General features: G+C 49.3%; 17 protein-coding genes and 1 tRNA gene. 6 read left to right on the plus strand and 12 right to left on the minus strand.

The features are described 5' to 3' along the window. Nucleotides 1-260: 260 nt before the first annotated feature. Nucleotides 261-1,634, minus strand: a complete 1,374-nt coding sequence (locus tag DFR27_RS11990; protein ID WP_121877721.1) for a carboxylesterase family protein — start codon at nucleotides 1,632-1,634, stop codon at nucleotides 261-263. Between the two features lie 245 nt (nucleotides 1,635-1,879). On the opposite strand from DFR27_RS11990, the gene DFR27_RS11995 reads away from it, so the two are divergent. Next, nucleotides 1,880-1,956: transfer RNA gene (locus tag DFR27_RS11995), tRNA-Arg, on the plus strand. A gap of 226 nt (nucleotides 1,957-2,182) precedes the next feature. On the opposite strand, the gene DFR27_RS12000 is transcribed toward DFR27_RS11995, so the two are convergent. The 3 genes from DFR27_RS12000 to DFR27_RS12010 all read right to left on the minus strand — a co-directional run bounded on the left by DFR27_RS12000 (nucleotide 2,183) and on the right by DFR27_RS12010 (nucleotide 6,811). Next, nucleotides 2,183-4,279, minus strand: coding sequence for an alkyl/aryl-sulfatase (locus tag DFR27_RS12000; protein WP_121877722.1), 2,097 nt, complete (start codon nucleotides 4,277-4,279; stop codon nucleotides 2,183-2,185). Between the two features lie 296 nt (nucleotides 4,280-4,575). After that, nucleotides 4,576-5,007 carry an Lrp/AsnC family transcriptional regulator gene (locus tag DFR27_RS12005; RefSeq protein ID WP_121877723.1) on the minus strand — a complete coding sequence of 144 codons (432 nt, stop codon included), beginning with the start codon at nucleotides 5,005-5,007 and terminating at the stop codon, nucleotides 4,576-4,578. A 25-nt stretch (nucleotides 5,008-5,032) separates the two neighbouring features. Further along, entirely contained in the window at nucleotides 5,033-6,811 is a 1,779-nt protein-coding gene (locus DFR27_RS12010; RefSeq protein WP_121877724.1) for a trans-sulfuration enzyme family protein, read from the minus strand. Between the two features lie 212 nt (nucleotides 6,812-7,023). Here DFR27_RS12010 and DFR27_RS12015 point away from each other — a divergent pair, with 212 nt between their 5' ends. Beyond that, complete coding sequence (locus DFR27_RS12015) at nucleotides 7,024-8,127, plus strand: NADH:flavin oxidoreductase (protein WP_121877725.1); 1,104 nt, start codon at nucleotides 7,024-7,026, stop codon at nucleotides 8,125-8,127. Between the two features lie 112 nt (nucleotides 8,128-8,239). Here the strand turns inward: DFR27_RS12015 and DFR27_RS12020 are convergent, their stop codons facing one another. The 3 genes from DFR27_RS12020 to rlmE all read right to left on the minus strand — a co-directional run bounded on the left by DFR27_RS12020 (nucleotide 8,240) and on the right by rlmE (nucleotide 11,766). Beyond that, nucleotides 8,240-9,835: an ABC-F family ATPase gene (locus tag DFR27_RS12020; RefSeq protein ID WP_121877726.1), complete on the minus strand. Its 1,596-nt coding sequence runs from the start codon at nucleotides 9,833-9,835 to the stop codon at nucleotides 8,240-8,242. Nucleotides 9,836-10,053: 218 nt separating this feature from the next. Then, entirely contained in the window at nucleotides 10,054-11,142 is a 1,089-nt protein-coding gene (gene rluF, locus DFR27_RS12025; protein WP_121877727.1) for a 23S rRNA pseudouridine(2604) synthase RluF, read from the minus strand. Nucleotides 11,143-11,145: 3 nt separating this feature from the next. Continuing rightward, complete coding sequence (rlmE, locus tag DFR27_RS12030) at nucleotides 11,146-11,766, minus strand: 23S rRNA (uridine(2552)-2'-O)-methyltransferase RlmE (protein ID WP_121877728.1); 621 nt, start codon at nucleotides 11,764-11,766, stop codon at nucleotides 11,146-11,148. A 348-nt stretch (nucleotides 11,767-12,114) separates the two neighbouring features. Between rlmE and DFR27_RS12035 the strand changes: the two genes are divergently transcribed. Next, nucleotides 12,115-12,846, plus strand: coding sequence for a TrmH family RNA methyltransferase (locus DFR27_RS12035; protein ID WP_121877729.1), 732 nt, complete (start codon nucleotides 12,115-12,117; stop codon nucleotides 12,844-12,846). Nucleotides 12,847-13,001: 155 nt separating this feature from the next. Continuing rightward, nucleotides 13,002-14,357 carry an OmpP1/FadL family transporter gene (locus DFR27_RS12040; protein ID WP_121877730.1) on the plus strand — a complete coding sequence of 452 codons (1,356 nt, stop codon included), beginning with the start codon at nucleotides 13,002-13,004 and terminating at the stop codon, nucleotides 14,355-14,357. A gap of 80 nt (nucleotides 14,358-14,437) precedes the next feature. Here DFR27_RS12040 and DFR27_RS12045 read toward each other — a convergent pair whose 3' ends face one another. Next, the gene (locus DFR27_RS12045; protein ID WP_121877731.1) at nucleotides 14,438-14,854 is read right to left on the minus strand and encodes a hypothetical protein; all 417 of its coding nucleotides are present in this window, start codon (nucleotides 14,852-14,854) and stop codon (nucleotides 14,438-14,440) included. Nucleotides 14,855-14,997: 143 nt separating this feature from the next. Then, nucleotides 14,998-15,702 (minus strand): alpha/beta hydrolase, encoded by a 705-nt coding sequence (locus tag DFR27_RS12050; protein ID WP_147434543.1) that lies wholly within the window; start codon nucleotides 15,700-15,702, stop codon nucleotides 14,998-15,000. Between the two features lie 140 nt (nucleotides 15,703-15,842). Between DFR27_RS12050 and DFR27_RS12055 the strand changes: the two genes are divergently transcribed. Both DFR27_RS12055 and DFR27_RS12065 read left to right on the plus strand, forming a co-directional pair. Further along, complete coding sequence (locus DFR27_RS12055) at nucleotides 15,843-17,465, plus strand: phytoene desaturase family protein (RefSeq protein WP_121877733.1); 1,623 nt, start codon at nucleotides 15,843-15,845, stop codon at nucleotides 17,463-17,465. A 210-nt stretch (nucleotides 17,466-17,675) separates the two neighbouring features. Next, complete coding sequence (locus tag DFR27_RS12065) at nucleotides 17,676-18,083, plus strand: hypothetical protein (RefSeq protein ID WP_121877735.1); 408 nt, start codon at nucleotides 17,676-17,678, stop codon at nucleotides 18,081-18,083. Between the two features lie 71 nt (nucleotides 18,084-18,154). Here DFR27_RS12065 and DFR27_RS12070 read toward each other — a convergent pair whose 3' ends face one another. The 3 genes from DFR27_RS12070 to DFR27_RS12080 all read right to left on the minus strand — a co-directional run bounded on the left by DFR27_RS12070 (nucleotide 18,155) and on the right by DFR27_RS12080 (nucleotide 23,027). Further along, nucleotides 18,155-19,660: an aldehyde dehydrogenase family protein gene (locus tag DFR27_RS12070; protein ID WP_121877736.1), complete on the minus strand. Its 1,506-nt coding sequence runs from the start codon at nucleotides 19,658-19,660 to the stop codon at nucleotides 18,155-18,157. Nucleotides 19,661-19,670: 10 nt separating this feature from the next. After that, the gene (locus DFR27_RS12075) at nucleotides 19,671-20,729 is read right to left on the minus strand and encodes an aminoglycoside phosphotransferase family protein (RefSeq protein ID WP_121877737.1); all 1,059 of its coding nucleotides are present in this window, start codon (nucleotides 20,727-20,729) and stop codon (nucleotides 19,671-19,673) included. A gap of 63 nt (nucleotides 20,730-20,792) precedes the next feature. Beyond that, nucleotides 20,793-23,027 (minus strand): TonB-dependent receptor, encoded by a 2,235-nt coding sequence (locus tag DFR27_RS12080; RefSeq protein WP_121877738.1) that lies wholly within the window; start codon nucleotides 23,025-23,027, stop codon nucleotides 20,793-20,795. Between the last annotated feature and the right edge of the window lie 180 nt (nucleotides 23,028-23,207).

The raw sequence follows: 23,207 nt of genomic DNA on the forward strand, positions 1-23,207 counted from the left end.
TTTTTAAGGCGTTTCGCCTAAGTGAAATTACACGCGATACTGCAGCTCTTAGCCAAGACTTCTGACTAGCGACGGGTCACCCCCGTCAAGCAAGGAAATGGATAATAGGCGCATATTGAGCGGATAGCAACCTCGAAAAACCCGATTTACTATAATTACTTACGATCTGCTGCTTGCGATGCGAGCTAACCCCTATAGCGACACTTAAACACTGATTAAACATTAATCAGAAGCGGTATTTATCGACGTCTGAGTGGTGGTTAATTTCTGTTTAAAGCGCTACGAAGCATTCGCATCCGTTCAGCATGCTTAGCCACTTCATTTAAATCACCAATATGATGAAGGCCAATGGTTCGCTCAGTCAGCTCAAATTGACGACCAACGTCAGGAAGCTCGCCCGCAATGATAAATTTAATCCACGCTTCACTCAGCTCATTACCAATGGGATCACCACCGTCGGGTTTTGGCCAGCCTCCGTCGTAGTCCATCAACAACGGCAACTCTATGCCATGTGGCGCACCGGGCAGATTGCTTTGCAGCACTATTGGAAGGTAATCGAAGTAATAATGATAGGTGGGCAAATTGGTATTCGCATGCGATTCAGCCATCTCCCAGCCAGAGAGCGCGTAACGGAGCTCACCAAACATCATAGTAAAGGCTATTTCTTGGCTGCCGAAATCTTCCAAGTAGCGCTGGAAAATGGGCATCGCAGCTTCGCCGAGAAGCGCAAAGACACTTTCGGGTGTGAGGCCGGCAGCAGGAAATACACTCCCATCATAGCTATTGGCCCCAATGACTAGCGGCACTAGCTGCTGCTTTCCCTCTTTGAAGGCGGCAGCGGGTGTCAGTGGCAGAAATTCGTCACCGTAGTAAGGTACCAGAAACCCCGTTACAGCGTTGACGAGTTGCTCGGCCGGCATATTCGCTTGAGGCGTACCACCGAGGTAGCCGATCACCTCCGTAGAGGCCAATTCTCCGAGCTTAGCCATTGGCCAGGTACCGTAACCACTTTGAGAGATGGCACGAGCGAACAACCCCTGGGAGTCAGGACTTGCGAGCAACATCTGTACGGCCATGCCGCCAGCCGATTCGCCGCCAATAGTAACATTATTAAGATTACCACCAAGGACGCCGATGTTCCGCTGAGTCCAACGAAGGGCAGCCTGCATATCCGTCAAACTAAAGCCGCCACTAAACTCAGGCGAATCAATATTGCCCAGAAGCCCTAGACGGTAGTTAGGACTAATGAAGATAATCCCAGAATCGGTAAATCGCTTACTACGATCAACCCAATCATTACCGCTCCCCCCCGTAAAGCCACCACCGTGGAACCACACCAGTACCGGCGCATCCGCGGTTACCTGGTTTGGGACGGCGATATTAAGGAACAGGCAGCGCTCCTCACCCTGAATAGCACCATCATTACCCAACCTTTGTGGACAGCGGGCGCCAAAGCTGCTGTAGCTAGCATTTTCGTCAAAGCTTAACAGCTCGGCGCGTTCCCAGCGCTTTGCCTCAGCGAATTCGATGCCAAGATAATAGGTAGCACCTTCTTTTTCTAAACCAAGAGGTGACGCTACGGAAACCGAATGTATTATGAATAAAAGCAGGACGCTCGTAGCTCGCAGAAACATGATGATTACCCTTTAGGTGTGCTTAATCTTTTTAGTATTAGGGAAAGAGTGTAAGAAAATTAAGACCTAATCAATAGAGCACAGTGATTTTCAACCGGTGTTCGAGCGTAAACTCGCCCCTTTAAGTACAACACTAATTGCCAACTTCGGGTGGACAGCTCGGTCGTTGTCAGCGATAATCGCCGGCGCTTCGAAGCTGATTTTACAAATTTACTCGACGATCAATTTCACTGAAGCGAAATTACCCGCTCGTAGCTCAGCTGGATAGAGTGACGCCCTCCGAAGGCGTAGGTCGCGCGTTCGAATCGCGCCGAGCGGGCCAATTACACCCTTCTAATTTCGTGATTTTCCGTAAAAACTTCTAACTAGCTATCTGTGTAGATCCGAAGAGATTTGGTGGCGACTATCCGCACTACCCTCAATTCTTCAATCGCGAAATCCCTATCTCGACGCCATCACTTTGGCGCCAATTATTTTATGAAACACAAAAAAATAGGCCAACCATAAACTGATTGACCTACTTCATTTACAGCAGTGTCGCCGTTACTTTATTCACTGGCAGGCAACATAACCTCGTGTTCGTAATCGTTGCTGCTGTCGTCGCCCTGACCTGGGTACCCTGCTCCTTTAGTGCCTGGCATGATTTCAAAATAAGGATCGAAATCGACCATGCGTTCAGCCAGTTTAGTCAAAATGGATAAGTCTCCAGTGTAGGTGGCTCGGCCATCTTCAATCAACGACTGAAATGATTCCACTCCCATCATAACTTTCTCAAGCTCAGAGCGCTGGACGGTTAAATCAAGATCAACGTTATCCGCAGCAAACCCTTCGATGATAGTTAGTGTTGCATTACTTAGCTCCAGAACAAACATTTCGCCGTTATCAGGGGTTGAGAAGTTCATGGTGAATGAAAGGTCTTCGGCCTTTTCCGAGTCAAGACGAATCGCTAAAAACTCTAGGAACATCTGTGTAGACATTGCTTGAATCAAATCAGGTCCCGACGACTTCGATGTGGCTGCTGGCTGAATTCCATCTCGAAGCTCTTTAGCCGCGGCCAAGTATGAGTTTCGGACGCTGGGACTTTCGTATTGATAACCCAATTGCTCAAAGGTATCCGCTAGTAGATTCTTGGCGGGCTGGTTGTTAGGTTCTGCATAAACGAGCTTATTTAGAATTTCCATCCCCAAGAGATACTCACCATTGTTATAGAGCTCTTGCCCCTTGTTGATGATATTGGCCGAGCCACCCATCATCTCAACATACAATGGTGCAGAGTCCGCTGGAGAGAGGGGAGTCAATGTTGCAGGGTTGGCATCCCAGTAACCCAAGTAGCGGTTGATCACCGCGCGCGAGTTGTGGAATTCGGAACCGTGATAGAAGCGGGTTGCCCACTGTTGCTGCAACGAAGTTGGCACCTTGTAAACGTTGTGTATCTCATTAATGGTTACACCGCTATTGGCAAGGTGTAACACCTGGTTATTCAAATGAGCGTACATATCGCGCTGCGCTCTCATCACCTCTAATATTCGCTCATTACCCCAACGAGGCCAGCTATGCGAAGCGAACATCACGTCTACCTCACCGCCGAATAGATAGATAGCGCGGTTAATTTCCTGTGACCAAGCCAGCGCATCTCGCACAAGCGCGCCTCGTAGCGTGTAGATGTTATGAATTGTAGCGGTAATGTTCTCAGCTGCCCAAAACGCGTTCCATTCAGGAAAATAGGTATTCATCTCTGACGGAGCTTCAGTGCCAGGGGTGTTTTGGAATACCATCTTTACCCCATCAATCTCGAGTTCTTCAATGTTGTCACTGATGGTGATAGTTGGTGGAATCAGCGTAGGGTTGCCTGATGCCGCGTTTTTTCCAATTGAGGAATCCACATGACCAAATGGGCTGGCGGGAAGGACCTGACCATACTGATAATTGGAGCGGCGCATCATTGCAGTGCCAGCGTAGACGTTTTCAGCAACTGCGTGAGTCATAAAGCCCGAAGGTGCAATAATCTCAGTTTTTCCTGCGTTCACATCCGCTACCGTCGCAACACCCTTGACGCCAGCAAAGTGGTCGATGTGAGAATGGGAGTAAACTACGGCTACAACCGGACGTTCACCCAGCTGCTCATTAATAAATTGCAATGCGGCTCGTGCCGTTTCCTCAGCAGTAAGTGGATCGAAAACAATCCAACCGGTGTCGCTCTTGATGAAGGTGATGTTCGCCAGATCGAACCCCCGAACCTGATAGATCTTGTCGGGCATAACCTCATACAAACCGTAGGCCATATTTAAAATAGCTTGGCGCTGAAGTGATGGGTGAATACTGTCGAATTCCTGCCCCTCTTCGAGGAGGAAATCATACTTACCCATGTCCCACGCAACTCCGCCTTTATCATTCATGATTTGGCGATAATCAGGCGCTGCAAGAAAGCCCCGCGTATTTTCTTCGATGTCGCGAGTATCCGCAAAAGGCAGCAGTGCGCGGTGTTGGGCTTGAATGTCCCGAGTGAACTCGGAGGGTGATTTACCCATACTATGGTAATGCGCACTATCTACTTGAGCATTTGAGGCAAGAGTCTCTATTTGCTCACTCTCACTACACCCCCCCAAAACGAGTAGCGTAGCGAGGGAAACTGTTAATTTGTTCATATGATAATCCTTTTTGTTTACTCATTTTTTTAAAAGATATAGCAATCCACCAGCTATTTACTCGGCAAGCTAACGCTCCCCCCCAACTTGTAAACTCCTCGCAGGCACCTGGCTCATCAAGACTAACTTGCTAAACTGACGCATTCAATAGAATACCAAATTACGGACGGCGTATGGCAACTAATTCTGGCTAGCTAATATTGCTTGAAATAAGCTTACCCACTACCGTCACTCAAAGCACTAGGTACATAGCCTCAGGCTCACGGCGCTTCGTATCTGCCGAGTTGCGCCCGCCCTCAACCAAACACCACCGCTGTTTGCACGCCCTTCACTTCCGGATGATTAGTGAGCGTATCGAAAATCCACTCTCGTAATTGCGACGTGTCGGCAAGCGCAACATGCGCTACCACGTCGTAATCACCGCCGGTATGGAAGCTCGTCAGCACTTCCTCATGGTCATTAAGAAAACTCAGGAAGCTCATGACCGAGTCGCGAGTATGATGATTTAACAGTATTGAAACTAAGACCTGAAGGTGAGCACCTAGCTTGTGTGGATCGACCTCGCAGCGATAGCCGGTGATCACACCGCTTTGCTCTAGCCGCTTTACGCGCTCTAGGGCGGTAGACGGGGCTACACCCAATTCAGCAGCTAGTTGCTTGTTGGTCATCCTGCCGTCACCGCCGAGTAACTTCAAGATTTTGCCATCTACCGCATCCAAGGCGCTCATCTTATTATTCCTCAAATTAAAAGACCTATGCTAACCGTTTTCTCAGGGATTTTCCTGCCGCTACATGTTGCTCGTACACACGTTTTGTCTCAGCGAGTAGCAAGGCGTCCATATTATCGATATCAAAGCCACTACTAAATCCCGCACATAATGGGTCAATGTGAATCTTCGCTGCTAAGTAGAAGTGCGCCATCAACTCACGAACATCCTCAGTTCCCATCGAGATACGAATGGTCGTGGGGTAAATATTCGCATCACTCAATGCACCGCCTGAGAGCTCAGAATGCGAAGTTAGCGCGGGGCAAAGCACTAACGTGTTTGTTTGGCCAATACTCACCTGGTGGCTAAAGCACGGCTCTAAGGCATCGAAAAAGCGTTTAAACGCAGCTACTTCAATGCCCGCGTTTTCAAAATCTACGGTAAACAGCGGCGATGGCAAACCTAGATAATGACTATCCAAAAGTTGTTGGTGATTCGGATGCGTCGGCACGGCGTTTGCATTCACTCTTACCATTGGATTTGACGCTAAGAACGTAGTAAATACTCGGGTAGCAATGCCCTTGTGCAGCATTCGTTGCTCCAGCGTTTTCATTCCATTCATGACCTCGGACGCTTTGTCCGCATCAAGGAACGCGCCCTTAATATAATAGACATCCCAGAACATGGTATCCGACCAGTGCACGCCATTAATGGTCTCACCCTTCGGCATAAACATCGTCTCAATCTTACCGATAACCACTCCCGCCGTGGTAGAACCGCCACCTGATAGATCTTTGGTATAGCTGTGGACCACATAATCAGGCCGCTCAACTGGATTCGCTCGCTGCAGAGGCTGATGCAAGAATGGGGTCGCTAGCGTTGAATCTAGTATGACGCAACTGCCCTCGCGGTGCGAAATTGCGCAGATAGTGGGCACATCTAACACCATCCCGTGTGGGTTACAGGGCGACTCCAGATAGACATGCAGCTTCGCTTGCTGCAAGCGATCTGCGTGACGGGCTTTAACATCAAGGATAAAGGCTTCGAAGCTCCTCGCGTCTAGCTCATCAAACCACTCAATTTGAATATCTAGCCGTTGTCGTTGAGCGAAGTAATCCACAAGGAGTTGATGAACACCACCGTAAACGTTACGCGAAACAATCAGTACGTCGCCAAGTCGCAACTTATTACTCAAAACACCATCAATCGCCGCCATGCCAGAATTATAGTTCCACGCTAGATATTCCTGCGTGTAGGGACCAGCCTCCAAATCCACAATGGCATTGGCAAGCGCGATTGAAGTTGGATTCAGTAAACGACTGTAGATCTGATGTGTTGGCTCTCGGCCAGTGAAAGCATCATCTACCCACTCTGTACAGGCATAAATGTAGGTAGCCGTCTTAACAACCACTGGTGTCGCGGAGAACAGGGCGGGGACATTGTCGAAGATGGGATAGCTACCCTTCGATAGCTGAGTAGCGGGCCCGAAATCGAACTGCTGATAAACTGATCGAAACGGATTCTGTAGGTTGTCCAGCAGTTTTGCCATCTGAAAGGCGAGGAATTTTTTCGCATTGAAATAGCGAATACGATCACTCTGATCGAGCGTTGGTAAAGTTGCCGACGTGACATCCCAAAGGGATTGAAGATTTCCCTGAGCCTGATAGAGATGATTGGTGGTAGCGATCAACGCTTCACCGTACTCACTCTCCGGATTAATACCAAAATGCTGCAACTGCTCTTTCGCTAACTCGAGTGCATTTTGAGCATCGCTGGTCTTACGCAGCGGGGAGAGACTCTTCATTGCTGATAGATTATTACTCATCACTTCACCTTCTTTTTATTCTAATGAAATATATATTTACCGAATAAAGTATAGGCAAAAGGACAGATCAACAATATTTTTACCTAGTTAGTCTAGGTGCGTCGGATAAATAGACAAGCACGACATACCCTTCGGTAATAGACTAAGCCAATTTTTTTGCAGAACATGTAGAATGCTTCGTCATCATGATGAGATGAATCTAAGGAATCACAATGTCTTCAAGTACTTCACTATTTAAGCCGGTTCAACTTGGACCGCTCGCCCTAAAAAACGCCATTGTTATGGCACCTATGACCCGTAGCTTCTCACCGGGCGGTGTTCCCAACCAGCTGGTGATCGATTACTACCGTCGGCGTGCTGAAAATGAGGTAGGCCTAATCATTACCGAGGGAACCGTAGTGAATCATGAAGGTGCCAATGGGTATCCGAATGTGCCGCATTTTTACGGCCAGGGCCTCGACGGCTGGAAGGAGGTTGTTGATGCGGTGCATGCTGCCGGCGGGAAAATTGCTCCTCAGCTTTGGCATGTGGGTAATGTTCGCCGCAAAGGCGTAGAGCCGGTTCCAGAAGCGCCGGCATATGGGCCTTCCCAAGTTGAAAAAGATGGCGAAATTATTATCAAAGGCATGTCACAGGAAGATATCAATGAAGTTGTGTCGGCGTTCGCTCAAGCGGCGGCTGATGCTAAGTCATTGGGGTTTGATGCGATTGAACTACATGGCGCACATGGTTATTTGATTGACCAGTTCTTCTGGGCTGGCAGCAACAAACGAACCGACAGCTACGGCGGTGACTTGGAGGCACGCTCTAAGTTCGCTCGCGAAGTGATTGCCGCATGCCGTGTTGCGGTAGGTCCAGAATTCCCAATTATCTTCCGCTGGTCACAGTGGAAACAACAAGATTACACCGCTCGTCTATGCGAGACGCCAGAAGAACTCCAAGCTTTCCTTCAGGGACTTGTTGATGCCGGGGCTGATATTCTTCACTGCAGCACTCGCCGTTTTTGGGTGGAAGAGTTTGAAGGATCCAATCTTAACCTGGCCGGCTGGGCGAAGAAATTAGTGGACGTTCCAGTGATCACTGTAGGAAGTGTTGGCCTCAACTCAGACTTCTTAGAGTATATGATAGAAAACGATTCAACCGCCGAGACACACGGAGTTGATGAACTGTGTGAGCGCTTGGACGCGGGAGAGTTTGATGCCGTGGCCGTAGGTAGAGCGCTTATTGCGGATCCAGAATGGGCAACAAAGCTGCGTGATGGTCGCTTCGATGAAATCGTCGGATTTAATCGTGAGCAGTTGAAGAGTCTGGTGTAACAGCCAACGGCTCTTGAAATCAATCTAGGCAACGAATGCTGCCTAGATTGATACGGTTTACTCAATGCTAGTCACGTAATTTGGACTAGATGCCCGCCAAGCTCAGACTTTCTTAAAACTCGGCGTTCTGACTTGATAAGTACTCGTCATAAGTACCTTGAAAATCCACCACAGAGTGATCTTTGATTTCAATGATCCGCGTAGCCAAGCTAGAAACAAATTCTCGGTCATGGCTCACAAACACTAAGGTTCCTTCAAACCCTAGCAGGCCCATATTCAGCGCTTCGATGGACTCCATATCTAAGTGGTTAGTTGGCTCATCCATGATCAGTACATTGATGTCTAACATCATCATCTTGCCGAATAGCAGACGGTTTTTTTCACCACCAGAACAGACGGAAACCTTTTTGTTAATGTCGTCAGAACTAAAGAGCAAACGACCTAGCATGGCTCTTACCGCAAGATCATCATGCTTCGGCGTACGCCATTGCGACATCCATTCAAATAGCGTCAAGTCGTTACTAAAGTGCTCAGTAACATCCTGAGGAACATAACCAATTTCCGCGTTTTCTGCCCACTTAACGGTACCCTGTTGCGGACTAAGCTCGCCCATCAAACAGCGAAGCAGCGTAGTTTTACCGGCTCCGTTTTCTCCAATTACCGCGATTTTTGCTCCAGCTTCAATGATCGCACTACCTTTTGAAAACAACAGTCCTTCTTCGTAGCCATGCCCTACATTCTCAAGTTCCAGTGCTAGTCGGTGTAGTTTTTTGTGCTGTTCGAAACGAATAAACGGCGTTTGGCGACTCGACGGCTTGATATCTTCTAACTGAATCTTATCAATTTTCTTAGCACGCGACGTCGCCTGCTTCGCTTTCGACGCGTTTGCGCTGAATCGCGCGACAAATGCCTTTAGCTCGGCGATTTCAGCTGATTTCTTAGCGTTATCCGCATACATCTGCTGGCGCTTCATGGTTGACGCTTCCATAAAGGCATCATAGTTACCCGGATAGACGCGAAGTTCACCGTAATCGATATCCGCCATGTGGGTACATACCGAATTCAAAAAGTGCCGATCGTGCGAGATAATAATCATGGTGCACTTACGCTCATTTAACACGTTAGATAGCCAACCAATGGTATGAATATCCAAGTTGTTGGTTGGCTCATCAAGTAGTAGCACGTCTGGATCTGCAAAGAGCGCCTGAGCTAAAAGAACACGCACCTTTAGTCCCGGAGCGACTTCGCTCATTGGGCCGAAATGATAACTTTCCTCAATACCCGCTTGGATAAGAATCTCACCGGCGCGACTCTCTGCGCTATAGCCGTCAAGTTCCATGAATTGTGTTTCAAGGTCGGCCACCAGCATTCCCTCTTCTTCACTCATTTCGGGAAGGGAGTAGATACGATCGCGCTCGCTCTTAACTTTCCACAGCTCAGCATCACCTTGAATAACGGCGTCAACCACACTGAATGATTCGTAGGCAAACTGATCCTGACTTAGCACCCCTAAGGTGCAGCCTGGTTCAAATGAGACGTTTCCGGCGCTGGGCGCGAGCTCGCCGCTCAGAATCTTCATGAAGGTGGATTTCCCGCAACCATTGGCACCAATAAGACCATAGCGATTGCCATTGCCAAATTTCGCTGAGATATTTTCAAATAACGGTTTGGCACCAAACTGCATGGTGATGTTTGCGGTAGTAATCAAAGGGAGTTCCTTGTAGGTGAGCACCAACAAAATCGATTTGTGGCGAAACCAAAAATAAATGTGGCGCCACTATACGGATAGCAGCACCGTTGAACAAGTGAGCAGTTATCGTTAGTTGCTTAGGTGATTCGCATACATTATGAGGAATACGAGCTGAGAAAGCTCAATGAAGTTGGCAATACGGTAGGCAGCGGAGCGCGCCACCGCGCTGGCTTGCGTTAACGGCGCCCAGACTTTCCTGGTCGAGCACCACCAGCACGCCCTTTTGGCGCACTGCGACCCGAACCCGCTCCACGCGCCGAGGCGCCTGCCCGAGACGGACTAGCTCCTCGACCGCCGGCGGACCGGTTAACATTGCCACGACTTCCAGCGGTTTTTCCTGAAGCGGACTTACCGCTCGCCTTCGTGGTCTGCGATCCGCTGCGATGGGTTCGTGCGTCGGCTCCTGCTCGCGTAGATGCTTTGCCCTTTGCACCTCCGCCTCGCTTCGACGATGCGCTCTTTCTTGCAACATGCTCCCCCGCTCTAGATCGATTGGCAGCACGGCCTCCCTTTGCACGGCTCTTTTTGCCCGGCTGAGCCTCACTCGAGGAGTGCTCGATAGCCTTCGAGAGTAGCTCGAGTTCTTTCTGACTAAAGTCACGCCATTCACCTACAGGCAAGCCCTTCAGGTTGACGTGCATGATTCGCACACGCTGCAGCTTCACCACTTCGTAACCGAAGTATTCAGCCATCCTGCGGATCTGACGGTTTAGGCCTTGGACCAGGGTGATACGGAAACTATTAGCGCTTTCTTTCGTCACCTTACACTTCTTAGTGACCTCTCCCAGAATGGGAACGCCGTTCGCCAGCCCTTCAATGAATTTGTCCGTCACCGGCTTATGAACGGTAACGATATATTCCTTCTCGTGGTTATTTCCCGCTCGAAGGATTTTATTCACAAGATCGCCGTTGGAGGTCAGAAAGATTAGCCCCTCTGAATCTTTATCAAGACGGCCAATAGGGAAAATTCGTGTACTGTGACGGACGAAATCAACAATATTATTGCGATCGTCACTATCGGTAGTGCTTACGATGCCAACGGGCTTATTCAGCGCAATTAAGACAAATTCGTCATGCTCGGGCGGCTCAATCATCTGCCCATTCACACGAACTTGGTCACCCTCGCTGACCCTATCTCCTACCGTTGCACGTTTACCGTTAATGTAAACGTTGCCCTGTTCAATAAACCGGTCTGCATCGCGACGCGAGCACAACCCGCTTTCACTAATGTATTTATTTAGGCGAGTATCGGTTTTAGTAAACATGGATTAGCCTTTGAACCCTTTGCCAACCAGGTAAACTTCACGAGAACGAGGCCTTGATGCCGCTGGCTTGCGTATTAGTACCTTATCGAATGACTCCCGAACGTCTTTCAAGTATTCCTCGTAGCCAACGCCTTGAAAGACCTTCGCACAGAAGCTTCCGCCGGGCTTGAGTACTTTGCGTGCCATATCTAAGGCAAGCTCCACCAAGTACATGGAGGAGTATTGATCGGCGGCGTTAACACCACTTAGATTAGGCGCCATATCAGACACCACAACATCTACTGGCCTACCATCAATTACTGCCATGATCTGTTCGAAGACGTCATCTTCGGTGAAATCACCCTGAATAAAGTCGACATCATTCAAGGTATCCATTGGCAGGATGTCGGAGGCAATGACCTTGCCTTTAGCCCCCACCCATGGCGCCATGATTTGTGACCAGCCACCTGGTGCTGACCCTAGGTCAATGGCCAACATGCCAGGCTTGATGAGCTTGTCTTTCTTGTTAATCTCTATCAATTTATAACTCGCACGCGAGCGATAGCCGTCTACCTGTGCCTGCTTTACGTAGGGGTCGTTGACGTGTTCTTGCAACCACTTTGCACTGGTCTTAGATCGGGCCATCTCTTTATCTCAACTCGCTGGAACGATGAATCGGCATTCATCCGTTAATAGATTTGCCGCATTGTACCTAGCTATGCTTAGCTGATCAAAGCGGGAAGCTGCTTATATCAATCTGTTACGGCTCTTCTTAACGCTCTTTTCATGCACTAGCGCTCATACTTGTGCTCATACTTGTGCTCATACTTGTGCTCATACTTGTGCTCAAAGAAGTGTAGCCTATCTCGAGACCACACATCGGGCTGCGTCGCTAACGTTGAAAATAGTAAATTCGAAGCCTGCGCTGTTATACTGCTAGCTAGTCAACTCAACGCTATATGTAACGCTAACTTTTACACGGATGCCTGCGAAATGAAGTTAAATGACTTAAGCAAACTGAAGCAAAAGAAGTATCGTCAAAGCTTTGGCTACTACTTAGTGGAAGGTGAGCATTTAATTCTGGAGCTACAGAAGGCCGCAAAAAACCAACCGCAACTTTCCAGCACTGTCATTTACGTCACAGAGAAATATGCCCATTGGGAGAGCGTTTTTGAAGTTGTTGAGGTATCTGAAGCTCGGATGATTCAGTTTTCCGACACCAAAACACCACAGGGCATTATCGCTCGAGTTCCTCTCCCAAGCAGGTCAAATCCGCAAGCAGTCCCTGATCACTCATTGAAAGCTATCTACCTTTACGAGCCACAGGACCCTGGCAATCTGGGAACTATCCTGCGCTCGTTAGCTTGGTTTGGCGGCTTTAAGCTTATCATGAGCCCTAACAGCGCTGACCCCTACAACCCTAAAGTTGTCAGAGCCAGCATGGGAGCCATATTTCACGTACCGATGGAGTTCGACGTCAGTGTTGAAGCACTTGCTGACCGATTCGATCGAATGGCTTACCTAGACATTAAGGGTACCAATATTCGCTCATCAACATTCAGTGACCACCAGTGTTTTATTTTTGGCAATGAAGCTCGAGGAGTACCACATACTCTGCTAGCACAACTCGAGGCCTCGCCTTACTCCATCCTCGGTTGCGGGGCCATTGAGTCAATGAATTTAGCCAGTGCCGTCAATATCTGCGCCTTTCAGGTTAGTCATTGAGACGAAACCTGAGCTTAAGCCTTGATTTTTGGCTGGCGGGCCATTAGTACAAACAGTTCTTGATTTAGTTCCAAATGGTCTATCCAAATCATTTTCTTATACCCCAGTGGAATATAAGATCGTTCCATTGTATTGATGTAACGGACTCTAGTTGTATGAAAGCTTTAACACTTACCGCCTCCCTCCTGCTTGTTTCAGCAGGCGCTAATGCGACCAACGGTTACTTTACCCACGGAATTGGTACCCATAACAAAGCACAGGCCGGAGCGGGTATCGCTCAACCGTCCCAGGCCATTGATGCGGCAAGTAATCCCGCTGCAGGCGCGCTGCTCGATAGTCAGTGGAATGCAGGAATTGCCTTATTTTCTCCGCGCCGGGAATATACCGCCTCAACGAGCTTGGCGAACGGTAATGGCGGTGCCTTCACCTTAGCCCCAGGCACTGTTCAGAGCGAAAGCAATTGGTTCGCCATTCCCTATGTAGCCAAAAACTGGCGCCTGAATGAAGATAGCGCTATCACCTTTTCGCTCTACGGCCGTGGCGGGATGAACACCAACTATACCAACGGCAGTGCAAGCTTTGATCCAGATGGTCCGGGACCCGCAGGAGTAGGTAGCTATGCTGGCACCTTTGGCTCCGGTGATACTGGCGTCAATTTGAGCCAAATGTTTATTGAGGTGGCCTACGCTGCTCAGCTGGATTCTGTCACACTAGGTGTCTCGCCTGTGGTTGCTATTCAGCGATTTGAAGCAACTGGCCTCGGTGCATTCAGCCCTTACACTGCCAGTTTTGCGACGAGTGGAGGCACCATACCAGCTGCCAACTTGACCAACAACGGCAGTGACTACAGTTACGGGTACGGTGTAAAGGCTGGCGTCATTTGGCAGGCTACTGAGGCGCTATCGCTTGCCACTAGCTTTCAAAGCAAGATCACCATGAGTGAGTTTGACAAATACAGCGATCTTTTTGCCGAGCAAGGCAGCTTTGACATCCCAGCTTCCTTCAAAATCGGCTCCAGTTATGCCATCTCCTCGCAGCTGAGCATCCATTTAGATGGCGAGCGCACGTTTTACAGTGACGTTGCCTCAGTTAGTAATTCATCCTCACTGGTCTTCAACTGCCCAACAGCTCAACAAGGTGGCATGAATATTAGCAATTGCGCTGGCGGGGCGAATGGTTTTGGTTTTGGATGGAGTGATGTTGATGCGGTGAAATTCGGTGTTACTTGGCAGCCAGAGGGTATGGATAATACCACTTTTCGTGGTGGTTACAGCCATGCTGACCAGCCCATCTCCAGCGGTGATGTTCTGTTGAACATCTTGGCACCGGGTGTCATTGAGCAGCACTTCACGCTTGGCCTCTCGCATCAACTAGCCAATAAACAAGTCCTTTCCGTAGCATTAATGTACGCCCCGGAGTCGTCAGTAGAAGGAACTAGCTTATTTGACCCCACGCAGACGATAGAACTTTCAATGAGCCAGTTTGAACTTGAAGTTGGGTTTAGCTGGTAGCATCACCTTTTTCAATCCGCAAGACTCGGAGCTTGGGCGGTGTGATCACCGCCCCTTTTTATACTACTCGCGAGCGACTACTAAACTAGCCAACCCTTTTTGCTGCCCTTACGGGCAATGAACCAAAGGTCAATGGCTACAATAGCTACTACTGACTGCATGATGATTACAGCCATCGCAAGGTTCACTTCCATCGCAATTAATACTAAGGCGACATCCTGAATAACGAGCCCAACGAGTGACGCTACAAAGAGCTTAACACTCCAAAGCTTCTTCATTGCCAAACCAACGGAGCCTAGCGTTCCGCCTACTACCGCAAGTGCGGTGCCAATTATCATCCAGCCGGGACGAGCCTCGTAGATGGCTTGGTCAGCTTCAGGTAACGCCGCAATTAGTTCTGGCGTGATCATTAAATCGATAACAAAGGCAAATAGCCCCATCAAATTCCACAAAATCGCAACGATTGCTACGGGCAGTAGCCACTTGGGTGCAGTCATGAAAGACTCCTTATTATTGTTATGGGTCTTAGCGTATAGTTGGGATGCACTTAGGACTTTAAGTCGTAGGCCTAAGTCCATTGCCTCGGCAATAGATACTAGTAAAGCGCGTTTTAGCACCGTTGTCACGAAACAGTAGGATTTTAAGGAGTGCACAACCCGGCTGATTCAAGCATATCTGGCCACAGAGCCATCCAAGTTTCCCAGTCATGACCACCGCTTCGCTGATGGACTTGCTGAGATGGCAGCATCGAAGCTAACCACCGAATCCCAAAGCCCAAACCATCCTCCGAGCCATAACCCAATACGATGGAGGGATGATTTGCTGCGCTTCGCTCTAAATCGCGCCAAATAATCGCCATTTTGTTATCACCAGCATCAGCCTCGGCGTTGAGGTATTCGGTCAACTCGTCCTCGTCGCCAACATAGGGAGCCATCGCCATAATACCGCTAATTTCTGCTGGATATTTAGCCCGATATAGTAATGTTCCGACCCCTCCCATAGAGGTCCCCAATAGCCAAATATTGGTCTTACCATCGGCGATAGCTGGTAGTATGATGTCTTCTCGCAGACGAGTTACTATCGTCTTGGTTCGATAGTAACCAAAATACGCTTGAGCTCCAATTACTGATATTTCAGCATTGCAGTCCTCAATCAGACGCACTAAACCGCGCTCCTCATACTCCTCTACCCATTGTGCGGCACCAGGGAGCATCACTATAAGCGTATCGCTCTCATCGGGATCGCTATAAACTACCGTATCGATTGGCGCCTTAGCTGGGGCAATAAAGGTACACGCCATCACCGCTAGGCTCAGCGTAAGTATCCATATTGATCTCAGCTTCATTATATTCAAGGCTCCGCCACCTCTCACGCTAACTTACATTAGATCCAAGCTTGGTCCAGATCACAGAGAAGTGCCAGTTTAGTTTGCACCGCCAACGACGAGTTCGCTACACTGAGATAAAATTATAATAAGGAATAATCATGGCCCTTACCCCAAGCTCTATTCGTGTTGGCGGAAGATACCGCGCTAATCGATTGAAAGATTCGTATGATGTCGTGGTTATTGGATCGGGCATTGGTGGCCTGACAACCGCCGCGTGCTTGGCAAAGATGGGCAAAAGGGTCTGCGTCCTAGAGCAACACTATACGGCCGGTGGATTAACCCATACCTATCAGCGAAATGGCTACGAATGGGATGTTGGCGTCCATTACATTGGTGACATGGGCACCGAGAACACGATGGGGCGTCGAGCCTTCGATTACATTAGCGAAGGTAGGATTAAGTGGGCGCCTATGGATAGCACCTTTGACCGAATCTTCCTCGGCGACGAATCCTATGACTTGGTTGCTGGTAAAGAAGCATATATTCAATCACTTAAGCAGGACTTCCCCGACGAAGAAGATGCGATTGACCGATACATTGACTACCTTTACCGCGTCCGTAGAGCGGTTAAACTCTACTCCATCGCCAAACTGCTACCAGTATGGCTTCTGAAGATAACCCGTCCCATCCTGTCTAGCAGGATTGATAAAGACTTGAATCGACCTACTCGCGAAGTGCTTGAGAGCTTAACCACTAACCAGAAGCTTATTGCCGTTCTAGCAGGACAATGGGGTGATTGCGGACTACCCCCAGCTCAATCGAGCTTCGTCATCCACTCAATGATTGCCCATCACTACATCAACGGCGGCTACTACCCAGTTGGCGGCTCAGCAGTGATGGCCACTGAAATTATACCTACGATTGAGAAGTCTGGCGGTAACGTATTCACCTATGCTTCGGTGGAAGAAATTTTAGTTACCGCTAACCGTGTCAGCGGCGTTCGCATGGCAGATGGACACGTCATTAACTGCAACACCGTTGTGAGCGCTGCAGGGGTCATTAATACCTATCAGAAATTACTGAAGCCCGAGGTGGTGCCCGCCGATGTGATTGCCAACATGACTCACGTGAAGCCATCTATGGCAAGCGTTTGTCTCTACATTGGTTTAGCCGAAACGGCGGAGCAACTTGAACTCCCTAAGACGAACCTTTGGCTCTATCCTAGTGAACGCTTTGAGGCCCACGTCGACGAATTTATGAAGGACCCAGAAAGTACTCACCCATTAGTCTATATTTCCTTCCCCTCAGCAAAGGATCCAGACTTCCTCAACCGCTATCCAGGAAAAGCGACCATTGAAATTGTCGCCCCGGGTTTGCACGAGACGTTTGCGCCCTGGGCGGATAAACCATGGGGCAACCGCGGTGAAGACTACGAAGCACTCAAGGAATCTATTGCCCAGCGTTTACTTGAACAACTCTATGCTCAGCTGCCACATCTGCGCGGGAAAATTGATTACTATGAACTGTCTACCACGCTTTCAACGGACTACTTCTGCCGTTATGAGCAAGGCCAAATCTACGGACTAAACCATGACCCCGAACGCTTTGATCAATCATGGCTTCGTCCGAAGACCCCTATCAAAGGGCTGTACCTTTCGGGGCAGGATGTGATGACCTGCGGAGTAGTAGGAGCCATGATGGGCGGTGTGCTTTGCGCCATTCAGCTTGGAGGTCGTCAATCTTTGAAGCTCGCTAAGCAAATTTTCTCGAAAGCAGCATAGCGACTGGGCGGCTTGGCGGCTTGGCGGCTTGGCGACTGGGCGGCTTGGCGGCTTGGCGGCTTGGCGGCTTGGCGGCTTGGCGGCTTGGCGGCTTGGCGGCTTGGCGGCTTGTAAGTATCACAACAAAACCCGTTCGCAATGAAGACAGAAAGTTGATCAGTGCGAACTTCTGAACTAAACCTATTTAAGACACTCATCGGGGCTCTTATCATGAAACGACTTATCATTACCGCATTCGCACTTCTGCTGGTTGCCTGTAGCAGCACTCCGGCGAATAGAATATCCGCCAATCAAGCCGCGTATGATGCCTACCCAGCGGATGTTCAAGCAGCAATTCAAGCCGGTGAAATTAAACCGGGGTTCACCCTAGAACAGGTGGAAATGGCCTGGGGCAAAGCTGATCGAGTATCACGCGAAGTTTACGAAGGTGGAGAACGCATCGTCTGGGGTTACACCAGCCATAAGCCGCAAGTTGGTATTGGCTTTGGGGTAGGAACAGGTGGTGGTTCAACCAGAACCTCTACAGGCATCGGAATCAGCTCGGGCGGCCAAGCCGAATACGTTAAAATGGCCGTGATCGAAAATGACCGAGTCGTGGACGTTCGCTACTTTGAGTAACCCGCTCACAAGCTTGAAGAAACGGACCGTATCGTTGTGGCGCTCACAACGATACGGGGTATTTTAAGCGATCAATCGTTTCCATGTGGATAAAATGCATCATCACTGTACGGATACCACCAGTCTTGAATAACTGGATCGGCATCCTGAATGACCATTTTACTCGCTCGGAAGGTATTCAAGCCTTCCCTCCCAAGTTCGCGCCCAACACCAGACAGTTTACGGCCGCCAAACGGCAGCGCGTCGTTGTCGATAAGTGGATTATTAATCCATACCATCCCTGAAACAAGCTCTTCACTCGCCATTTGCGCTTCGCGCATATCGGTCGTGATAATGGACGCGCCTAGACCAAAGTCTGAGTTGTTAGCAAGTTCAATCGCTTGCGCCACATCTGCCACCTTACAAATCGCCGCCACAGGGCCGAACACTTCTGAATTCATGACCTGCATCTGCGGCGACACATTGGTTAAAATTGTTGGTTCTACGAAAGCGCCGTCACCAAGACCCTCTGGAATACCACCGCCCAACGCTAGCGTCGCGCCTTCTTCCTGTGCTTGTCCGATTAGCTTAAGGATACGCTGCTGCGCCGCCTTGTTGACGACTGGTCCGAGTTCAGCACGATCAAAACCACTACCTAAGCGCAACTGTTTAGTCAGCGCAACGAACTCGGCAACGAACTCGTCGTGAACTGATTCAGCCACAAAGAAACGTTCCGCCGAAGTACATACCTGACCACTTAAATGGAAGGCCGCTGTTACCGCCGCCGCTGCCGCCATTTTAATCGGCGCCGAAGCTGAGACAATAAACGCATCGTTACCACCTGCTTCAATCACAGCAGGTTTCATCTGCTCAGCGCAGGCGACATTTACCATCTTGCCAACCGCTACCGAGCCAGTGAAAGCAACAGCATGCGTCTTGTTCGATGACACCAGTTGGTTACCAACCGTATGATTACCTGTTACGCAATGCACTAGCCCCTTTGGCAGCTGTTCGAAATGCTTCATGAACAGCAGTGTACAAATAGAGGTGGCCTCCGATGGCTTAATAATGACGGCATTACCACTAGCAAGGGACGCGGCAACGGTCCAAGCCATCAGTAATAGCGGGAAATTAAACGGCATAATATGAACCGAAACGCCTAGCGGTTCATAACGACAGTACTGAAAAGAGCCAGCCTGAGTAGTACCGGCTATGTAACCACCCTCGTCACGCGCCATCTCGGCTAAATAGCGAAATGCTCCAGGTATATTGGCAATTTCACCCAGTGCTTCGGGATAAGGCTTGCCCATTTCCAGCACCATCGCTTCCGCAACCTCTCGGTGATCAGCTTGCTCAATGGCGTCAGCAATTTGGTGTAAATAAGCGGAGCGAGTTTTGGCGTCTACCTTCGCCCAGACCCGCTGGGCAACATTGGCCTCCTCGATGACGCCATCGACTTCTTCCTGGGTACAGCTCGCGATCTCAGCTAGTTGCGCTTGATCAAAGGGGTTTATTACTGGCAGCGTTAGCTCGGATTCAGAGCGAGCGAACTCTCCCGACCGGTAATAACAGGTCGAGTACTTATTAAGATTAATCATGTTTCTATCCTTAGACTAGGAGTTCTCTGAGTGCTTGCGCGTCAAAGACCAACGGTTTGGTTATGGCATCGGGATGATGCGCTGTAATCCATTGTGCTATGGGAGCCAAGTGTGGTGACTGTAATGACCGTTCGAAAAGCTGCTGAACATGAGGCAAATAGCTGAGGTAATGCGCTTTATTGTCACGAACACACAAGCGAACAAAAATACCAATCACCTTGGCGTGGCGATGAGCGCTCAGCACGCGGTAGTCACGAAGAAAGCTAGCCCGATCCGTTGATGGCATCTCAGCAAGATAGTGCTCAAGCAGACGCTCGGTCATCTCCGGGCAAACATCGCGGCGTGCATCTTCTAATAGGGACACCAAATCGTAAGAACGCGATCCGATTAGTGCATCTTGGAAGTCCAACTGGCCGCAGGCGTTCACGCCTTCGGCGCCGTCAACCAACATTAGATTATCCACGTGATAGTCGCGCAATACGAGGCATTCATCCTTTGTGTTTACGCTGTTAATAAGACTGGCGAAGCGAGCAAGAAAATCATCACGCTCGGAGGTTGAGAGCTTTCGTCCCAGCCTCGCCGGCATGTACCAATCTACGAATAATGCCGCTTCATCATCATAGAAGCCCGCATCGTAGCGAGGCACATCAATATTGGTCTTGCCGTAAGCTTTGTGCAACTGAATTAACGAGTCTACGGCTAGCGTATAAAGAGGCTCCGCTGGCACGCCTTTATCGAGTAATACGGTGTAGGTATTAAAGCCAAAATCTTCAATCACAGCGAAGCCATGATTCAAATCTTGGGCGAGTACTCGAGGGGCACGCAGACCACATTCGCTTAAGTAACTAGCAATGCGAATATAGGCATCGAGATCTTCGGTAGCTGGAGGAGCATCCATCAGTAGTACGCTACTGTTACCACTGGTAAGTCGAAAGTAACAACGGAACGATGCATCGGCCTTTAAGGCCTCAACATTCCATGTTGACCATGGGCTTTGATCTAAGAAATCCTGACGCAGATCATCACGGCTCAAGGTAGCTGGTTTTTCCATCATAATAGCTTCTGACATAACTCTTCCATACTGCAAAAAAAGCCGCACCGAGGTGCGGCATAACTTAGGGTACTATTGTGCTTAATTAAAGCTGTATTGCAACTCAACACCTACCCAACGTGGCGGTCCATACACCTGAAGGGTATAACCAAAGAACTCGCCAAGGTCGAAGGCGTAGGTTAAATACTCTTCATTACCGAAGTTTTTAGCAAACGCCGCCACTTCCCAAGAATTACTTCCGCTCTCACGAACATAGCTTGCACGGGCGTTCCAGAGTGTATACGCATCGGCATGAGTGAGCGCCGAATTGGTAGTATTAAACTGCTGCTCGCCGGTATAGCTACCATCTACTTGGAAAGCCAACTCGCCATTATTCATTGAGAATGACTTGCGTACTAACCAGTTGGCCGTTAGATCCGGAGCAGTAATCATATCCTGATCGGCATAGTCACCGCCGCCTGGCGTTAGCTCAACATCGTGAACACGCGCATCAAGGAAAGCGGTACCCAGTGATACATCCCAACCTTCAGCCGGTGAAATATAGAATTCAATTTCACCACCGGTAATTGACGCATCATGATTCTTCACCACCGAAGTCAAGCCTTGGAATACAAACGCTTGATAGTCCGAGTAGTCATAGCTGAAGATACTCGCATTCAAACGACCGGCACCGTCAAATAAGCGTGACTTGAAACCCGCCTCATAGCTGGTCAGGATTTCGGGCTCGAAGCTCAACTCAGAGACCGGCAAGAAACCGTCCAGCGGCGCGGTGAAACCACCACCTTTCATGCCTCGGCTTACGCCGGCGTAGAGCAAGGTGTCATCGCTCAAGCGATAATCTAACTGGACCTTACCCGAGAAGTCTGAATCTGATCGATCAAGCGCTACGGGATTCGGAATTTCTGCCACAATCGGATTATTCGGATCACCTGAAGTGAAACCGCTACAATCGTTAATCGCGCCCCAAGGTGGCATCACCGCGCCCGGTGCGCCTAACGCAGATGGCGTACAGTAGCTATCTAGAACGAAGTCTTTTTCATCTACCACGTAGCGGCCGCCAACGGTTAACGCCAAGGCGTCCGTTAGATTATATTCAACCTGACCAAACGCCGACCAAGACGTTGTCTCAAGGGTAAAATCATTGGTTGTCGCACCGCCGAAGGTTGGCATGTCAATATTCGACGCATACTCGCCATCGATATTTAGGAAATAGAGACCGGTGGTCCAGCTTAGCGTTTCGTTACTGCCGTTTAGACGAAGCTCTTGCGAGAACTGGCTGGTATCTTGATCCGACCAATATTCCAAAGTGCGATCTGAGTTCCCGTCGGAGTCCTCAAGATAGTACTTTTCCAAATTCTGATAATCGGTGATCGAGGTAAAGGTCATTGACTCAAAATCAACGCTCAAAGTTGCGGTGTAGCCTTTCGCATCCTTATCAATAACGCCCGTTGGGTTTTGGAACCCCTGATTTGGAGCTGGAGACTCATCAGGCGTACCCTGCCAGTCGGTATCAATGTCACCCACTTCTTTATACGCGGGGCGGAAATCGTAGGCACCAGCAACATTGCGATCCACTACGTTAGACCAGGCACTGAGATCAAGACGGATATCGTCATCAAACTCTACGGCAAGTTGACCACGCATACTCAGCAAATCTCGGTTACGGGCATCTTCGCCGGACAAGTTGTCGAAGTAGCCGTCAGCGTCATCCTTGAGAAGACTGAAACGCCCCATCACAGAATCCGTAATACCGCCACTCACCGCCATTTCAACACGACGCTGATTATAGCTAGCCACGGTAGCATTAATGTAGGCTTCAAACTCATCTGTTGGCTTGTTATTAATGATGTGGACTAGGCCGCCGGTCGCATTTCGACCGAATAGCGTTCCCTGAGGCCCACGAAGCACTTCCACGCGATCAACGTCGAACATCTGTGCGCCTGCTGCACCCGTTGCAGAAATATAAACGCCGTCCACGTACATCGCGCTTGGTGCCTCTTGGTGATCCGCGAAGTCGTTCTGGCCCACGCCACGGAGCGTGAAAATAGAGACAGACGAATCTCCTGAAAATGAGGTCGCAATAAGACCTGGTGTTTGCGCTGCGATGTCTTCGCTGCTATCCCAGCCTAATGCTTTTGTTTGTTCACCGGTAAACGCTGAAACCGATACGCCTACGTCCTGTAGGTTCTGTTCGCGCTTTTGCGCCGTCACTACTACTTCTTCCATCACCTGAGCCTGAGCCAAGCCTGGAAGGCCAACTACCGCTGCGATTGCGGTGGCGAGTAACGTGCGTGTTTTGCTGAAAGTCGCACTCATTTTTTCCCCTTAGTTCATTCCGTCGAAACACATTGGGCACCTACATCCTCCCGACTAACTGTTTCTCTATTTTGTTTTTATTACAAGAAACTAAATATTACCCTGTACTATAAATAACCATATTTCAAGCATATTTTTAGAGTTTTTAGAGCTTACCGTTAAAATGATCACATTTTTACC

It is taken from the genome of Umboniibacter marinipuniceus (genome assembly GCF_003688415.1).
Lineage (GTDB): Bacteria > Pseudomonadota > Gammaproteobacteria > Pseudomonadales > DSM-25080 > Umboniibacter > Umboniibacter marinipuniceus.